We start from the raw sequence: 16011 nt of genomic DNA, 5'->3' as shown, positions 1-16011 counted from the left end.
GTGCGGCCTCGCTCAGCTCTGCGCGGGGGCTGCTCCCGCGATGTTCACGAGCCACTGCGTGCCGAACTTGTCGATCGCCATCCCGAAGCTGTCGCCCCACGGCGCCTTCGAGAGGGGCTCGAGCACGGTGCCGCCGTCGACGAGCTTGTCGTAGTAGCCGGTCAGCTCCGCCTCGTCGTCGCCGCTGAGCGAGATCGAGATCGTGGAGCCCGGCTTGAGGTCCATGTGCGAGGGCACGTCGGCGGCCATCAGCGTGAAGCCGGCCGTCGTCGTGATCTGCGAGTGCATGATCCACTCGGCTTCGGAGGGCTCCTGGCTGACCTGGAACTCGGCGAACGTGCTGCGGGTGACCTCGCCGCCGAACACCGAGGCGTAGAAGTCCATCGCCTCCCGGGCCTGGCCGCGGAAGTTGAGGTAGGGGTTGAGCGTCGATGACATCGGGATCTCCTTCGTCCGTCCGGTTCGCCTCCCAGGGTAGCCAGCGGGGCGCCCGTGCACGAGGGCGGAGTTTCAGCGCCGGTAGGCGGCGACGAGCAGCTCGCCGCGGATCTCGCCGAGCCTGTCCAGGATGCGGTCGACGACCGTCGCCGAGACTCCCCCGGCGACGATGTCGTACGGCCCGAGCGGCTGGAGCTTTCCGCAGCGCACCCGCACGACCTCCCAGCCCGCGGCGCGGAGCAGGCGGTCCTTGGTGCGGTCGGACGCCTCCCTGGGCCCGACGTGCTCCAGCCCGTGCCGGCCGGTGGTGTCGTACTCGATCGCCACCTGCAGCTCCGGGATGAGGATGTCGGGCCAGACCTCCAGATGCGAGTGGAACGGGCGCGCCACCCGCACCGCGTTGCGGCTCAGATCGACGTCGAGGCGCTCGGCGAGCCGCTGCTTCAGTTCGGGCTCGGCGGCGGAGGCCGGGGTCGGGGCGAACCGGCTGTGGAAGGCGGCACCCACGGGCAGCTGCCCCGCGCCCTCCTTGGCGTGCCGGCACACCGGGCAGCGGCGGCCGTCGATGATGCGCTCGATGCTCGCGCGGAACGCGGGATGCCCCTCCGCGCATTGCCAGGAGTGAGTCGCCGCCGAGCTGTTCTCGTTCGTCACCGCGACGCGCGAGCCCGGGGCGGCGAGGGCGACGAGCTGCTCGCGGGTCATGCTCGTGCGATCGAGGCGGCGGCAGAGCCAGCAGCGGTCGTCGTCCGGGTCGTGCTCCAGCCGGCGCGGATCCCGCGGATGCCCGCAGAGGTGGGGGCGCGCCTCCGGGTCGGCGGCCGGCCGCACGCGCCGGGGAGCCGCGGCCTCCGAGCAGAACGGGCACCAGGCGGAGCGCCGCCGGGTTCCGCCCGGACGTGCCCGCTGCTCCGCCGGCGTCGCGATGAACTGGTGCCCGGAGTCGCACTCCCACAACAGATAGACGTCCGCCCCGGGCGGCACCTGCGTCAGCACGATGCCGTGGTTGAGGTCGGGATGGTACTGGCGCACGAGCGTGGGATAGCGCTCCCAGTCGGGCCGGTAGCGTCCGACGGCATACGGAACCGCGGTCCCCTTGGACCACTGGCGGCGCGCCCACCACTGCTCGACGTTCTCCGGCACGCGGCCACCCTACGGGCGGCCACCGTCATCCGGACCCGTCAGAGCACGTACGGCAGCAGAGCGCGGCGGTCGGCCGGATAGTCCGGAAAGGAGTCGCGGTACCAGCGGTGGTTCGCCATCGCCCGCGGCGCGAGGTTCGCGATCGTGTAGAGGGCGAAGGAGGCTCCCGCCAGCGACCAGGTGGCGATCGCCCAGCCCGTCCACTCCACGATCTCGCCCAGATAGTTCGGGCTCGACACGAGGCGGAAGCCGCCGCCGTGCGGGATGCGGTAGCCGCTCGACCCGTCGCCGCGGAGCTTCCGGAGGATCCGGTCGGAGGACACGTTCAGCACGTAGCCGACCACGAACAGCACCACGCCGATCCAGAACCGCGGGTCCGCCAGCCACGCGACGGGATAGGACCCGTACTCGGAGATCCAGCGCGCGTTCACCCACGCGTTGAGCAGGTTGAACAGGATGGCGAGCAGCATCACCGCGACCGGCATCCGCGATCCCGACCGCATCAGCAGCGGGTAGATGAACGCGCGCTGCACGTAGTGCGCCTGCCACAGGAGCAGGAAGAGCAGCGGCACGAGCTCGCCGCGGTGCTCCCCCAGCAGGTAGAAGACGAGGAACAGGATCGACGCGGGCGCCTCCATGACGACCCAGCCGACCCGCGCCGGAACGGTCGGTCCCCATCCCGTACGCCCGTGGCGGCCGCCGTACGGCGCGACGATGAAGCAGAGCGCCACGAACGTGACGGCGGCGAGAACGAGCTCGGCGTAGACGAACCAGCGGTACGCTCCCTCGGGCATGCCGCGAGTCTAGCGAGGGCCTCCGCAGTGCCTCACATTCGGCACGAATCGCGGGAATGCGCGCCCCATTCCCGATATTCGGCACGAACGTGGACGGCGGTGGAGGTGAGGTGGGTGGGCCCTGCCGGGATCGAACCGACGACATCCACGGTGTAAACGTGGCGCTCTACCAGCTGAGCTAAAGGCCCTGGTGCCGGTCCAGCCTAGCGGGACGCGGCCGGGGCGGCGTCAGCCGACGTGGACGGGCAGCAGCTCCAGTGCGGCGCGGTAGGCCTCGATCGAGCGGGCCTCGCCGGGGGCGGTGATGAAGGAGGCGCGGATGATGCCCGACTCGTCGATGAGGAAGGTCGCGCGGTTCGCGAAGCCCTTCTCGGCCAGGAAGACACCGTACTCCTTGGCGATCTCGCCGTGCGGCCAGAAGTCGGCGAGGAGGCTGAAGTCGTAGCCCTCCTGCTCGGCCCACGCGCGCAGCGTGAACTTGGAGTCGACCGAGATGCCGAGCAGCTCGACGCGGTGGTCGTCGAAGAGGGCGAGGTTGTCGCGCAGGGCGCAGAGCTCGCCCGTGCAGGTGCCGGAGAACGCGAGCGGGAAGAAGACCAGCGCGACCGCCTTGCGGCCGCGGAAGTCGGAGAGCCGCACGGGCTGTCCGTGCTGGTTGAGGAGCTCGAAGTCGGGAGCCTGGGTGTCGTTCTCCAGAGCCATGAGGTGTGTGTCGTCCTTTCATCGCCTGCGTCGCTCTCGCAGCAGCAGAGCCTCGCGCCGGCGCACGAGGAGACAGCCTAGACCCGTCCGCTCCGAGTGCCAAGGACGCGGTCACGGGGAGGGCCGGAGTGAGGCTAGGCTGAACGATGGTGCCCGCTCGTTTGTCGTGAACCGACAGCGGTGCGAGCCGTCCACGATCCATCCGACACAAGAAAGAGGTCGAGGGTGACTGTAAACGACCAGGACCCGTACTCGGTGAACAACATCGACTCGGACCCGGAGGAGACCGCCGAATGGCAGGAATCCCTCGACGCACTGGTTGCGGCTCACGGCCACGAGCGCGCTCGTGAGATCATGCTGAGCCTGCTCAAGCGCTCCAAAGAACTGCACCTCGGTGTTCCGATGGTCCCCACCACGGACTACATCAACACCATCTCTCCCGAGAACGAGCCGGAGTTCCCCGGCGACGAGGAGATCGAGCGCCGCTACCGTGCGTGGATCCGCTGGAACGCGGCCATCCTCGTGCACCGCGCGCAGCGCCCCGGCATCGCCGTCGGCGGCCACATCTCGACGTACGCGTCGAGCGCGGCCCTCTACGAGGTCGGGTTCAACCACTTCTTCCGCGGCCAGGACCACCCCGGCGGCGGAGACCAGATCTTCATCCAGGGCCACGCCTCCCCCGGCACCTACGCCCGCGCGTTCCTCGAGGGCCGGCTCAGCGCCGACCAGCTCGACGGCTTCCGCCAGGAGAAGTCGCACGCCGGCGGCGGCCTGTCGTCGTACCCGCACCCGCGGCTCATGCCGGAGTTCTGGCAGTTCCCGACGGTGTCGATGGGTCTCGGCCCGATCAACGCGATCTACCAGGCGCAGCTCAACAAGTACGTCACCAACCGCGGCATCAAGGACGCCTCCGACCAGCACGTCTGGGCGTTCCTCGGCGACGGCGAGATGGACGAGGTCGAGTCGCGCGGTCAGCTGCAGGTCGCGGCGAACGAGAAGCTCGACAACCTGACCTTCGTCATCAACGCCAACCTCCAGCGCCTCGACGGCCCGGTGCGCGGCAACGGCAAGATCATCCAGGAGCTCGAGAGCTACTTCCGCGGTGCGGGCTGGAACGTCATCAAGGTCATCTGGGGCCGCGAGTGGGACGACCTGCTCGCCCGCGACGCCGACGGCGCGCTCGTCAACCTGATGAACCAGACGCCGGACGGCGACTACCAGACCTACAAGACCGAGAACGGCGCCTACGTGCGCGAGAACTTCTTCGGTCGCGACCCGCGCACCCTCAAGCTCGTCGAGGACTACACCGACGACCAGGTGTGGGGCCTCAAGCGCGGCGGCCACGACTACCGCAAGGTCTACGCGGCCTTCAAGGCGGCCGTGGAGCACAAGGGCCAGCCCACCGTCATCATCGCGAAGACCATCAAGGGCTACGGCCTCGGTCCGAGCTTCGAGGGCCGCAACGCGACCCACCAGATGAAGAAGATGACGCTGGACAACCTCAAGACGTTCCGCGACGCGATGCGCATCCCGGTGACGGACGCGCAGCTCGAGGAGAACCCGTACCTGCCCCCGTACTACAACCCGGGACCGCAGGACGAGGCCATCCAGTACCTGCACGACCGCCGTCGCGCGCTCGGCGGGTACCTGCCGGAGCGCCGTGCCAAGTACACGCAGCTCAACCTCCCGGACGACTCCGCGTACGCGATCGCCAAGAAGGGCTCCGGCACGCAGGAGATCGCCACCACCATGGCGTTCGTCCGCCTGCTGAAGGACCTGCTGCGCGCGAAGGACTTCGGTCACCGCATCGTCCCGATCATCCCGGACGAGGCGCGCACCTTCGGTATGGACGCGTTCTTCCCGAACGCGAAGATCTACAACCCGAACGGCCAGCACTACACGTCGGTCGACCGCGAGCTGCTCCTGGCCTACAAGGAGAGCCCGCAGGGTCAGATCATCCACGTCGGCATCAACGAGGCGGGCGCCCTCGCGGCGTTCACCAACGTCGGCACCTCGTACGCGACGCAGGGCGAGCCGCTCATCCCGGTCTACGTCTTCTACTCGATGTTCGGGTTCCAGCGCACCGGCGACGCGATCTGGGCCGCAGGCGACCAGATGGCGCGCGGCTTCATGATCGGCGCCACCGCGGGCCGCACCACCCTCACGGGTGAGGGCCTGCAGCACGCCGACGGCCACTCGCTGCTGCTCTCGTCGACGAACCCCGCGGTCCTGTCGTACGACCCGGCCTACGGCTACGAGATCGGGCACATCGTCCGCGCCGGCCTCGAGCGCATGTACGGCGGCAACCACCCCGACCCGAACGTCATGTACTACCTGACGGTCTACAACGAGCCGATCGTGCAGCCGGCCGAGCCCGAGGGCGTGGATGTGGACGGCATCGTCCGCGGCATCCACAAGCTCAGCGCGTCCGACGCGGCCGGGCCCAAGGCCCAGCTGCTCGCCTCCGGTGTCTCGGTGCCGTGGGCGCTCGAGGCCCAGCACCTGCTCGCGCAGGACTGGGGAGTGTCGGCCGACGTCTGGAGCGTCACCTCGTGGGGCGAGCTGCGCCGCGACGGCCTGGCGGCGGAGGAGCACAACTTCCTCTACCCGCAGCAGGAGAAGCAGGTGCCGTACGTCACCCGCAAGCTCGAGGGCTCCGACGGCCCGTTCGTCGCGGTCACCGACTACATGCACGCGGTGCCGGACCAGATCCGTCAGTTCGTCCCCGGTGAGTACGCCACGCTCGGCGCCGACGGCTTCGGCTTCTCGGACACGCGCGCGGCCGCCCGCCGGTTCTTCAAGATCGACGGTCCGTCGCTCGTCGTCCGCACCCTCGAGCTGCTCGCAGCCCGGGGTCAGGTGGACCCGAACGCGCCGGCCTGGGCGATCGAGAAGTACCTGCTGCACGACGTGAACGCCGGCACCACCGGCTCCGCGGGCGGCGAGTCCTGACGACTCCCGTGCCGAGTTCAGTCGAGAGGACCAAGGCCGAGACCCTTGCGTGGCTGCGCAAGATCTCGGGCGAGCTCGCCACGACCACGCTCAAGCGGCTCGAGGACACGCTCCCCTGGTATCGCGACATGCCGCCCGGCCGCCGCAGCGCGGTCGGGCTGGTCGCGCAGGCGGGCATCTCGTCGTTCATCTCGTGGTTCGACGACCCGCGCTCGACGCCCTGGATCGCGGCCGACGTCTTCGGGGCGGCTCCTCGTGAGCTGCTCCGGAGCGTCAGCCTCCAGCAGACCCTCCAGCTCATCAAGATCACCGTCGAGGTGGTCGAGGAGCGCGTGAAGGTCGGCGGAGGCGAGGCGCTGCGGGAGGCGATCCTGCTCTACTCGCGCGAGATCGCGTTCGCCGCCGCCGACGTCTACGCCCGCGCCGCCGAGGCACGCGGGCTGTGGGACGCGCGCCTGGAGGCCCTCGTGGTCGACAGCATCCTCACCGGCGAGTACGACGACGAGCTGCCTAGCCGGATCGCCGCGCTCGGCTGGCACGGGCACGGCGAGGTCAGCGTGCTGGTCGGCACCGCGCCGCGCATGCTCGACGTCGACCAGCTGCGGCGGACCGCCCGGCACATGTCGGCCGACGTGCTGATCGGCGTGCAGGGCAACCGGCTCGTCCTGGTGATCGGCCGCGCCTGGCCGAGCGACAGCGTCCCGGAAGATGCGATCGGCGCGACGCCGGCCGTCAGCTTCCTCGAGATCGCCCAGCAGCTGGAGCCGGAGTTCGGCGCCGGGCACCTGGTGCTCGGCCATGAGGTGACGAGCCTGGTGGACGCGTCCAAGAGCGCGAAGGCCGCCCTGGCCGGGTTCGCCGTGGCGAAGGCGTGGCGCAACTGCCCGCGTCCCGTGCACGCCGACGACCTCCTCCCGGAGCGTGCGCTGGCGGGCGACGGGCTGGCGCGCGCGACCCTGATCAGCCGCATCTACCGCCCGCTGCAGGCCCACTCGACCGAGCTGCTCACCACCCTGTGGTGCTACCTCGACAACGGGCGCTCCCTGGAGGCGACGGCTCGCGAGCTGTTCGTCCACCCGAACACCGTCCGCTACCGCCTGAAGCGCGTCTCGGACGTCATCGGCTGGGATGCGACGGGAGCCCGTGAGGCGCTCATCCTGCAGGCCGCGCTCATCGTCGGCTCGATCAACGAGCCGGAAGCGTCGCGTCGCACCTGAGTCTTTGTAGACTTCCACAGAGCTTCGTTCGATACTTCGTATCCATTCGACACATCCGCACGGCGGAAGATTGGCAGACTTAGTCAAGTGATTGTGATCGTGTGCCCGGGCCAGGGCTCCCAGACCCCCGGCTTCCTCGACCCCTGGTTGACGGAGACGGCCTTCCGCGACCAGCTGACCGGCATCTCCGACGCGGTCGGCATCGACCTCGTCGCGCACGGCACGGTGAGCGACGCGGACACCATCCGCGACACCGCGGTGGCGCAGCCGCTCATCGTCTCGGCCGGGCTGCTGACCCTGTCGGCGCTGCTGGCCGACGGCCGCCGCGAGAAGGTCGGCGGCATCGCCGGGCACTCGGTCGGCGAGCTGACGGCTGCCGCCGGCGCGGGCGTCCTGAGCGAGACGGACGCCGTGGCGTTCGTCCGTGAGCGCGGTGCCGCCATGGCCCGCGCCGCCGCCGAGACCCCGACCGGGATGAGCGCCGTGATCGGCGCCGATGAGGCAGAGCTGCTCGCGCAGCTCGAGACCCTCGGCCTCTCCCCCGCCAACTACAACGGCGGCGGCCAGATCGTCGTCGCGGGTGCCCTCGACGCGCTCGCGGCCCTGAGCGAGAACCCGCCGGCCCGTGCCCGCGTCATTCCGCTCCAGGTGGCCGGTGCATTCCACACGCGATACATGGCCCCGGCCGTGCCCGTGCTGGAGCAGTTCGCCTCCACCCTGTCCACGCAGGACCCGACGCTGCCGCTCTGGACGAACAAGGACGGCTCCCGCGTCACCGACGGCGCCGAGTTCCTCCGCCTGCTGGTGGGCCAGGTCTCCTCGCCCGTCCGCTGGGACCTCACCATGCAGTCGTTCCAGGAGGCCGGCGTGACCGGCATCATCGAGGTCGCCCCGGCCGGCGCCCTCGTCGGGCTCGCGAAGCGCGGCCTCAAGGGCGTGCCGAGCGTCGCCATCAAGACGCCCGACGACCTGCCCGCCGCGTTCGACCTCATCGACCAGGCCGCCTAGGAGGACCCGGATGACCCACCCCACTCTGCAGCAGTCGCACGGCCCGCAGTACACTCGCATCCTCTCGATCGGCGCGGCCCGCGGCGACCGCGTGGTGCCCAACGACGACCTCGTCGGCCCGATCAACTCGTCGGACGAGTGGATCCGCCAGCGCACCGGCATCATCACGCGCACCCGCGCCAGCCATGACATCGGCGCGGTCGACCTCGCGACCGAGGCGTCGAAGGAGGCCATCGCGAAGTCGGGCGTCGACCCGAAGCTGATCGACGCGGTCATCGTCGCCACGATCTCCAACCCGCGCCAGACGCCCTCGCTGGCCGCCGTGCTCGCCGACCGCGTCGGCGCCAACCCCGCCGCCGCGTACGACATGAACGCCGCCTGCGCCGGCTACGCCTACGGCATCGCCCAGGCCGACGCCCTCATCCGCACCGGCGTCGCGCACTACGCCCTCGTCGTGGGTGCCGAGAAGCTCTCCGACGTCGTCGACCCGACCGACCGCACCATCTCGTTCCTCCTGGGCGACGGCGCGGGCGCGGTCGTGGTGGGCCCGAGCGAGTACCCCGGCATCTCGAAGACGATCTGGGGCTCCGACGGCTCGAAGGCCGACGCGGTCGGGATGGACAGCACGCTCACCGAGTTCCGCGACGGCGAGAAGCCGTGGCCGACCTTGCGCCAGGAGGGCCAGACGGTCTTCCGCTGGGCCGTGTGGGAGATGGCGAAGGTGGCCAAGGAGGCGCTCGACGCCGCCGGCGTGACCCCCGACCAGCTCGCCGCGTTCATCCCGCACCAGGCGAACATGCGGATCGTGGACGAGTTCGCCAAGCAGCTCAAGCTGCCCGAGACGGTCGCGATCGCCCGTGACATAGAGACGACGGGCAACACGTCCGCCGCCTCCATCCCCCTCGCCACGCACCGGCTCCTCCAGGAGCACCCGGAGCTGTCCGGCGGTCTCGCGCTGCAGATCGGCTTCGGTGCCGGTCTGGTCTTCGGCGCGCAGGTCGTCGTACTGCCGTAGGCCCTGCCCTAGACTGATCAACGGTCAAAACGACACCCCTCAAGGAGATAACACCATGGCATTGTCCACCGAAGAAGTTCTTGCCGGCCTGGCCGAGCTCATCAACGACGAGACCGGCATCGCGACCGACACCGTCGAGCTGGACAAGTCGTTCACGGACGACCTCGACATCGACTCCATCTCGATGATGACCATCGTGGTCAACGCCGAGGACAAGTTCGACGTCAAGATCCCCGACGAGGAGGTCAAGAACCTCAAGACGGTCGGCGACGCGGTCGAGTTCATCGTCAAGGCGCAGGACGCCTAGGCCCCGCAAGAATCGTCCTCCGCGCGGGCGGCGCGCCCTCCGGCCGCCGCCCGCGCGAGTTCTCGTGCGCCCGCGCGAGTCCGACGTACCGAACAACGGAGAGTTGTCGTAATGACCAAGAAGATCGTCGTCACCGGCGTGGGCGCTACCTCCCCGCTCGGCGGCACCGCCCCGGAGAGCTGGCAGGGCCTGCTCGCCGGTGAGTCCGGAGCCCGCACCCTCGAACACGAGTGGGTCGAGAAGTACGAGCTGCCCGTCACCTTCGCCGCCGAGGCCAAGGTGCGCCCCGACACCGTGCTCGAGCGTCCCGTCGCCAAGCGCCTCGACCCGTCGAGCCAGCTCGCCCTCGTCTCCGCGATGGAGGCCTGGGCCGATGCGGGCTCGCCCGAGGTCGTCCCCGAGCGTCTGGGCGTCGACTACGCCACCGGCATCGGCGGCGTGTGGACCCTGCTCGACGCGTGGGACACCCTGCGCGAGCGCGGCCCCCGCCGCGTCCTCCCCATGACCGTGCCGATGCTGATGCCCAACGCCGCGTCGGCCGCGATCTCCATGCACTTCGAGGCCCGCGCGTTCGCCCGCACGGTCGCCTCCGCCTGCGCCTCCAGCACCGAGTCGCTCGTGAACGCGTACGAGCACCTGCAGGCCGGCCTCGCCGACATCGTGATCGCCGGCGGCAGCGAGTCCGCCATCCACCCGATCACGATCGCCTCCTTCTCGTCGATGCAGGCGCTCTCGCGCCGCAACGACTCCCCCACCACGGCCTCCCGCCCCTACAGCGTCGACCGCGACGGCTTCGTCATGGGTGAGGGCGCCGGCGCCCTGGTGCTCGAGACCGAGGAGCACGCCCTCGCCCGCGGCGCCCGCATCTACGCGGAGGTCGTCGGCGGCGGCGTCACCGCCGATTCGTACCACATCACCGCGAACGACCCCGAGGGCCGCGGTGCGAGCCGTGCCGTGCGGCTCGCACTGGAACAGGCCGGCGCTTCGCCCGACGAGGTCACCCACATCAACGCGCACGCGACCAGCACGCCCGTGGGCGACCCGGCCGAGTACGTCGCGCTGCGCGAGGTGTTCGGCGACCGGGTGCACAGCATCCCCGTGTCGGCCACGAAGGCGTCCACAGGTCACCTGCTCGGCGGCACCGGCGCACTGGAGGCCGTGTTCACGATCTTCGCGATGCGCGACCGCGTCGCCCCGCCGACGATCAACCTCACCGAGCAGGACCCGGCGATCCCGCTGAAGGTCTCGGGATCGGCCCAGCCGCTCGGCGACGGCCCGCAGCTCGCGATCAGCAACTCGTTCGGCTTCGGCGGACACAACGCCGTCGTCGCGTTCCGCTCGGTCTGATCCCGGCGCACGTGAGAAGGCCCCGGTCCATTGGACCGGGGCCTTTCCCGTTTCACCGCGGGCGGGCGGCGTTCGCCGGGCCCGCCGCGGGATCCTGTCAGCCGACCTTGTGCAGCCAGATGACCGAGGTGTTGTCGTGCGCGTGCCGGAACGGTTCGAGCTCCTCGTCCCAGGCCTGGCCGAGGGCGAGACGCAGCTCGCGCTGCAGCTCCTGCGCGTTGCCGCCCGCGAGCTCCATGGCGTAGCGGATGCGATCCTCCGGCACGACCATGTTGCCGACGGTGTCGGTCTGGGCGAAGAACACGCCGAGATCGGGGGTGTGCATCCATCGGCCGCCGTCGGTGCCGAGTCCGGCGTCCTCCGTGACCTCGAAGCGCAGGTGCTCCCATCCGCGCAGAGCGGTGGCGAGGCGCGCGCCGGTGCCCTGCGGGCCGTCCCAGAAGAACTCGGCTCGCTGGGCGCCCTTCAAGACCGGCTGCGTCTCCCACGTGAAGTTGACGGCGCGACCGAGAGCGCGTCCCGCCGCCCACTCGATGTGGGGGCAGAGCGCGCCAGGAGAGGAGTGCACGTAGAGCACTCCCCGACTTGCGTGACCCGTCATGGTTTCCTCCGATCGCTTGGTGCGTCTTCCCCAACGACCAACGAGCGGATGTGCCATGACTGCGTATGAAGTTTGCGGGCCCCACCGGGGCCTCTGCCACGATTATGCCGGACAACGCGCCGGAGTTACAAGATTGTGATTCGGCGATTCCCGCGTGCCGTGCGCGCCGAGGCGGAATAGCATACCGAGTATGTCCGTCCAGAATGGTTTCCTCGCCGTGCTGACGCAGGGCGCCGCGTACGGCTCGCAGCTGCAGAACGAGTTCCTGGCGCGGGCGGCCCACCGTCGCCAGCTCAACGCCGGACAGGTCTACTCGACCCTCGACCGCATGACCGACCAGGGGCTGATCGAGCCGGCGGGCGCGACGGAGGACGGCCTCCCGCTGCACGCGCTCACCGAGGAGGGCGAGGCGCAGGCGCGTGCGTGGCTGTCGACGGGACCGCGGGACACCGAGCCGGACTGGGACGAGATGCAGGATCAGGTGCTGATCGCGGCCTCCATCGCGGGCTCGGACCCCGCCGCGATCGTGGCCGATTACCGCGCGGCCTACGCGGAGCGCATCCGAGCGCTGACCCACGACGCCGACTCGCGTGCACTGCTCGCCGCCAACCGGGCCGCCGAGCTGGGGGCGAACGCGGCGATCGAGTGGCTCGACGAGGTCGCCGCCGCTCTCAGCGCGCACCCGGAGGTGCTGCTCCAGCCGCGTTCGCCGGAGCGTCCGCGTCGTGGACGGCGACCGGCGGCGGAGTCGGCCTGAACGCGATCAGCCGGACCAGTCGCAGCGCGACGCGCCTCAGTGGAGGAGCTCGCCCTCCTTGTTGAGCACGTTCTTCTCGCCCGCCTCGATCGGCACGGCGAACCGGTTCTGCGCGGGCGGCAGCGGGCAGTTGAAGTTGTAGCTGAACGCGCAGGGCGGCAGCACGGCGAGGTTGAAGTCGAGGGTGACGGTGCCGTCCTCGTTCGGGACGACGAAGAGGAAGCGCCCGACCGAGTAGGTGCTGTCGCCGTTGGTGCTGTCGGCGAAGACGAGCTGCAGCGCGCGACCGGCCTTGAAGGCGGCGAGGTTGTAGTCGACGCCGTCCTTGCTGAAGGTGATCTCGCCGGGGATGACCATCTCGCGGGTCTTGCCGTCGTCCTTCAGGTGCTCGAAGCCGACGGACTTGCCGCCCTCGATCGGGCTGAAGGCCGCCTGGATGATCCACTCGCGGTTGAACGGGAAGGCGTCGATGGAGCCGAACTCCTGGATCGCCTCGGAGTTCGCGTCCCAGACGCGGAGCGCGTAGTCGCCCTCTTCGCTGGCGATGACGAAGCCGCTGACAGTGTCGCTGAAGGTGATCGCGCTCGGGTTCGCGTCGTCCTTGCCGCGGACGATGGCCTCGCCGTCGACGAGCGTGCCGTCGACCGTGATGCCGTCCGCCGGGGTGGCGGTGACCTTCAGGCCGGACTGCCCGGCGGGGAGCGGCGACCACAGGCCGGGGACGCCCCAGACGGGCTGCGCGGGAGCCTCCGGGTCGCCGGTGATCCACTGCGTGTTGACGAGCGCGAGGTTGCCCTGCGGGGCGGTGACCACCTGCTCGCGGCGCTGCCGGTACCGGGCCAGGACGGCGTTGGGGTCGGTGGGGGCGGCGGCGGTGTCAGTCATGGTCTCCATCCTCGGTCAGGTCGCCACTGACAACCAACTCCGACACCCGGGAATTCCGCGCCGGCGTCACTTCGCTTCGGCGTACGAGTCGACGACGGCGGCGGTGACCGGGAAGTCGACGGGGAACGCGCCGAAGAGCAGCCGTCCCGCGAGCCGGGCGGATTCCTCCACGGCGGCCGCCGTCTCGGACGCGAGCTCGGCGGGCGTGTGGACGATCACCTCGTCGTGCAGGAAGTAGACGAGGTGCGGGGAGTCGGTCAGGGGCCGGCCGGGTGCGAGGGCAGTGAGGCGGTTGCGCAGCTCCGCCATCCAGCACAGCGCCCACTCCGCCGCGCTCGCCTGCACCACGAAGTTGCGGGTGAAGCGTCCCCAGTCGCGGGCCTGGCTGCGCGCGCGGCGCTCGTCGACGGCGGTCGAGTCGGCGGAGGAGGCAGCGGACTGCGTCGTGCGCCAGGCCGCACTCGGCGGCGGCGAGCTGCGGCCGAGGCGGGAGGTGACGATCGCACCGCGCTCCCCCGCCCGGGCGGCTTCCTCCACCAGCCGGATGGCGCGCGGGAAGGCACGGGTCAGGCGGGGCATGAGTCGCCCGCTCTCGCCGGTCGTCGCCCCGTACATCGCACCCAGCATCGCGACCTTGGCGTGCGCGCGTTCGTCGACGGCGCCCGACTCCACGATGCCGGCGTAGAGATCCTTTCCGCGACCGGCCGCGGCCATCGCGGTGTCGCCGGCGAGGCCGGTCAGGATGCGGGGCTCGAGCTGCGCGGCGTCGGCCACGACGAGCTTCCAGCCCGGGTCGGCCACCACGGCGCCGCGGACCTGCTTGGGCAGCTGCAGCGCGCCTCCCCCGCGCGTCGCCCAACGACCCGTGACCACGCCGCCCGGCACGTAGTCCGGCCGGAACCGGCCGTCGTGCACCCAGCTCTCCAGCCAGGTCCACCCGTTGGCGGTGAGCAGCCGCGAGAGCTTCTTGTAGCGCAGCAGGGGCTCGATGACGGGGTGGTCGAGCTCGCGGAGCTCCCACGAACTCGTGGAGGTCACCAGCATCCCGGCGCGCTGCAGGGCCTTGAGCAGCGCCGGCGGGCTGTCGGGGTTGAGGTCCGGGGCGTCGAGCTCCGCGCGGACGCGGGCGACGAGCTCCTCCAGGACCGCAGGACGGCCGTAGGCGGGTCGGGGGCCCAGGAGCCCGGTGAGCAGGTCGTCGTGCCGCTCAGCGCTGTACGGGAGGCCGCAGAACCGCATCTCGGCGGCGATGAGCGCACCCGCGGACTCCGCGGCGAGGAGGAGGCGCAAGCGGCCGGGGTCGGCGCTGCCGGCGATCGCCTCCTGCTGAGCGGCGAACTCGGTGACGGCGGAGAGCGCGTCAGCGTCACCGGCCGTCGATTCGTGCTCGAAGTCGAAGAGGGCCGAGTGGGTGGGCTCGGGGGCATCCTCCAGCACCGTCGCGGTGTCCCACGGCCCGACGGGCGCCGTGGCGAGGGCCGAGTCGGCGGTGAGCGCCGAGTTGCGGAGGATGGTGTGCGAGAGCGTCAGGTCGACGCAGCGCTCGACCCGCACGCCGGCCGCGAGGAGGGCCGGGTACCAGGCGCGTGTGTCGCTCCAGACCCAGCGGGGGCGCTCACCGTCGGCGGGCGCGTTCTCCCGGGCGGCGACGTAGTCCGGGAGGTCCGCGCCGGTCAGCTCGTCGGCCTCGCCCGTCGCGTGCCCAGCCTCCCCCGGAACGGGAGCGGGGACGGCGACCGCGCGGATGTCGCGGCCGACGCGTTCGAGGACGATGTGCACGGTTCCATTCTCCCGGGAGCGGGTGACATCCCCGCGCGTCGCTTGCCGCGGGCGAACCCCTCACGTCGCTCCGCGGTTTCGGCGCCGCGAAGCCTCGATGACGACTCCGACGCTCGCCACGACGACGAGTCCCGCGAGTATGGCCACCCCGAGCAGCACCCGGTGGAGCACGCCATGGTCGATGAAGAGCCCGGCGAGGAAGGACAAGACCCCGACGATGGCAGCAATCCACGCCACCGTCGACCAGCGTGGTCTGCCACTGCCACCGCCATCGCCACCATCGTTGCTCGACAGGTTCGCCCTCCCCTCCTCAGCGAGCGTGCGCCGGCTCCTCAACCATCGCGCTTGCAGGGCCACGAAGAGCAGGAACGATGCTGCCACGGCCGCGGCGGTGAGGACCGGCCAGTTCGGCTTCCCGAGCGCGCCCAGGACGCCGAAGTAGACCAGGCCTGCGCAGGCGACGGCGAAGGCGATCCAGACGATCGCCGCCAACACACGGGCCGCACCGCTTTCACTCGTGCTCGATGGCATCCCACTCCTCCCGACAGCAGCTCTCACGGAGGTGGGCGAACTCGGAGGGCTCAGCCGCCGAGTATGGACTCGCCGCTCCACCCCGCGCAAGCCACCCGCTGCGAATCCCCCTGCGCGTCGCTTGCCGCATCGCGCCATGGTGAGGATAATTCAACGGACGACGATGCCGACCCGAAAGGCGATCGACGATGACCGTATATCTGCACGACAGTCAGGGAGTCTGGATAGCGTTCCGCAGCGACCCGCGCGGGCGGTACCTGTTCAATCCCGACGGCGACTGGATCGGGTGGTTCCCGTGGGACGACGATGAGGTCGTGACCCCGAGCGGGAGCTACCTCGGGACGGTGCGTGGCGACCGGCTCTTCACCGAGGACGGGCACCGGTACCGCGGTGATCCGGGTTACCCCGGGGCGCCGGGCTACCCCGGCCAGGCGGCGTACCCGGGAGCGGCGTCGTTCGCGAGCCTTCCGGCCGGATGCCAGGACGTCGCCGGGGCATTGCTCTGGCCGCGCCTCGCCTCCTGAACCGTCGGGGC

16 protein-coding genes and 1 tRNA gene are annotated in these 16011 nt (G+C 70.6%); 8 read left to right on the top strand and 9 right to left on the bottom strand.

From position 1 onward, the window contains the following. Positions 1-12 precede the first annotated feature (12 nt). The 5 genes from FHX33_RS05925 to FHX33_RS05905 all read right to left on the bottom strand — a co-directional run bounded on the left by FHX33_RS05925 (position 13) and on the right by FHX33_RS05905 (position 3077). Positions 13-438 carry a VOC family protein gene (locus tag FHX33_RS05925; protein ID WP_021761359.1) on the bottom strand — a complete coding sequence of 142 codons (426 nt, stop codon included), beginning with the start codon at positions 436-438 and terminating at the stop codon, positions 13-15. Positions 439-510: 72 nt separating this feature from the next. After that, positions 511-1581, bottom strand: a complete 1071-nt coding sequence (locus tag FHX33_RS05920; protein ID WP_183428268.1) for a zinc-ribbon domain-containing protein — start codon at positions 1579-1581, stop codon at positions 511-513. 38 nt (positions 1582-1619) lie between these two features. Further along, on the bottom strand, positions 1620-2375 hold the full coding sequence (locus tag FHX33_RS05915; protein ID WP_021763791.1) for a DUF1295 domain-containing protein: 756 nt from the start codon (positions 2373-2375) through the stop codon (positions 1620-1622). 115 nt (positions 2376-2490) lie between these two features. Further along, positions 2491-2563 (bottom strand) — tRNA-Val (locus FHX33_RS05910). Positions 2564-2603: 40 nt separating this feature from the next. Then, on the bottom strand, positions 2604-3077 hold the full coding sequence (locus FHX33_RS05905) for a peroxiredoxin (RefSeq protein ID WP_021763792.1): 474 nt from the start codon (positions 3075-3077) through the stop codon (positions 2604-2606). Between the two features lie 225 nt (positions 3078-3302). On the opposite strand from FHX33_RS05905, the gene aceE reads away from it, so the two are divergent. The 6 genes from aceE to FHX33_RS05875 all read left to right on the top strand — a co-directional run bounded on the left by aceE (position 3303) and on the right by FHX33_RS05875 (position 10923). Then, the gene (gene aceE, locus FHX33_RS05900; RefSeq protein ID WP_021763793.1) at positions 3303-6029 is read left to right on the top strand and encodes a pyruvate dehydrogenase (acetyl-transferring), homodimeric type; all 2727 of its coding nucleotides are present in this window, start codon (positions 3303-3305) and stop codon (positions 6027-6029) included. Between the two features lie 8 nt (positions 6030-6037). Next, positions 6038-7246: a PucR family transcriptional regulator gene (locus FHX33_RS05895; RefSeq protein WP_021763794.1), complete on the top strand. Its 1209-nt coding sequence runs from the start codon at positions 6038-6040 to the stop codon at positions 7244-7246. Between the two features lie 87 nt (positions 7247-7333). After that, positions 7334-8254: an acyltransferase domain-containing protein gene (locus FHX33_RS05890; protein WP_183428267.1), complete on the top strand. Its 921-nt coding sequence runs from the start codon at positions 7334-7336 to the stop codon at positions 8252-8254. 10 nt (positions 8255-8264) lie between these two features. Continuing rightward, positions 8265-9269: a beta-ketoacyl-ACP synthase III gene (locus FHX33_RS05885; protein ID WP_021765216.1), complete on the top strand. Its 1005-nt coding sequence runs from the start codon at positions 8265-8267 to the stop codon at positions 9267-9269. Between the two features lie 55 nt (positions 9270-9324). Further along, complete coding sequence (locus FHX33_RS05880) at positions 9325-9576, top strand: acyl carrier protein (RefSeq protein ID WP_021765217.1); 252 nt, start codon at positions 9325-9327, stop codon at positions 9574-9576. A gap of 111 nt (positions 9577-9687) precedes the next feature. Further along, entirely contained in the window at positions 9688-10923 is a 1236-nt protein-coding gene (locus tag FHX33_RS05875) for a beta-ketoacyl-[acyl-carrier-protein] synthase family protein (RefSeq protein ID WP_021765218.1), read from the top strand. Positions 10924-11020: 97 nt separating this feature from the next. On the opposite strand, the gene FHX33_RS05870 is transcribed toward FHX33_RS05875, so the two are convergent. After that, entirely contained in the window at positions 11021-11524 is a 504-nt protein-coding gene (locus tag FHX33_RS05870; RefSeq protein WP_039923909.1) for a DUF3145 domain-containing protein, read from the bottom strand. Between the two features lie 190 nt (positions 11525-11714). Here FHX33_RS05870 and FHX33_RS05865 point away from each other — a divergent pair, with 190 nt between their 5' ends. Then, on the top strand, positions 11715-12281 hold the full coding sequence (locus FHX33_RS05865) for a PadR family transcriptional regulator (protein WP_021765220.1): 567 nt from the start codon (positions 11715-11717) through the stop codon (positions 12279-12281). Between the two features lie 36 nt (positions 12282-12317). Here FHX33_RS05865 and FHX33_RS05860 read toward each other — a convergent pair whose 3' ends face one another. The 3 genes from FHX33_RS05860 to FHX33_RS05850 all read right to left on the bottom strand — a co-directional run bounded on the left by FHX33_RS05860 (position 12318) and on the right by FHX33_RS05850 (position 15476). Next, the gene (locus tag FHX33_RS05860) at positions 12318-13166 is read right to left on the bottom strand and encodes a DUF1684 domain-containing protein (protein ID WP_039923910.1); all 849 of its coding nucleotides are present in this window, start codon (positions 13164-13166) and stop codon (positions 12318-12320) included. A 66-nt stretch (positions 13167-13232) separates the two neighbouring features. Next, positions 13233-14945: a bifunctional 3'-5' exonuclease/DNA polymerase gene (locus tag FHX33_RS05855; RefSeq protein WP_183428266.1), complete on the bottom strand. Its 1713-nt coding sequence runs from the start codon at positions 14943-14945 to the stop codon at positions 13233-13235. Positions 14946-15005: 60 nt separating this feature from the next. Next, entirely contained in the window at positions 15006-15476 is a 471-nt protein-coding gene (locus FHX33_RS05850; protein WP_155829008.1) for a hypothetical protein, read from the bottom strand. A gap of 188 nt (positions 15477-15664) precedes the next feature. Here FHX33_RS05850 and FHX33_RS05845 point away from each other — a divergent pair, with 188 nt between their 5' ends. Then, complete coding sequence (locus tag FHX33_RS05845) at positions 15665-16000, top strand: 4-fold beta flower protein (protein WP_021762860.1); 336 nt, start codon at positions 15665-15667, stop codon at positions 15998-16000. The last annotated feature ends 11 nt before the right edge of the window (positions 16001-16011 follow it).

Source organism: Leifsonia aquatica, from assembly GCF_014190775.1.
Lineage (GTDB): Bacteria > Actinomycetota > Actinomycetes > Actinomycetales > Microbacteriaceae > Leifsonia > Leifsonia aquatica.
The sequence above is the reverse complement of the archived record's forward strand: the minus strand, read 5'-3'. Positions and strand labels throughout refer to the sequence as shown.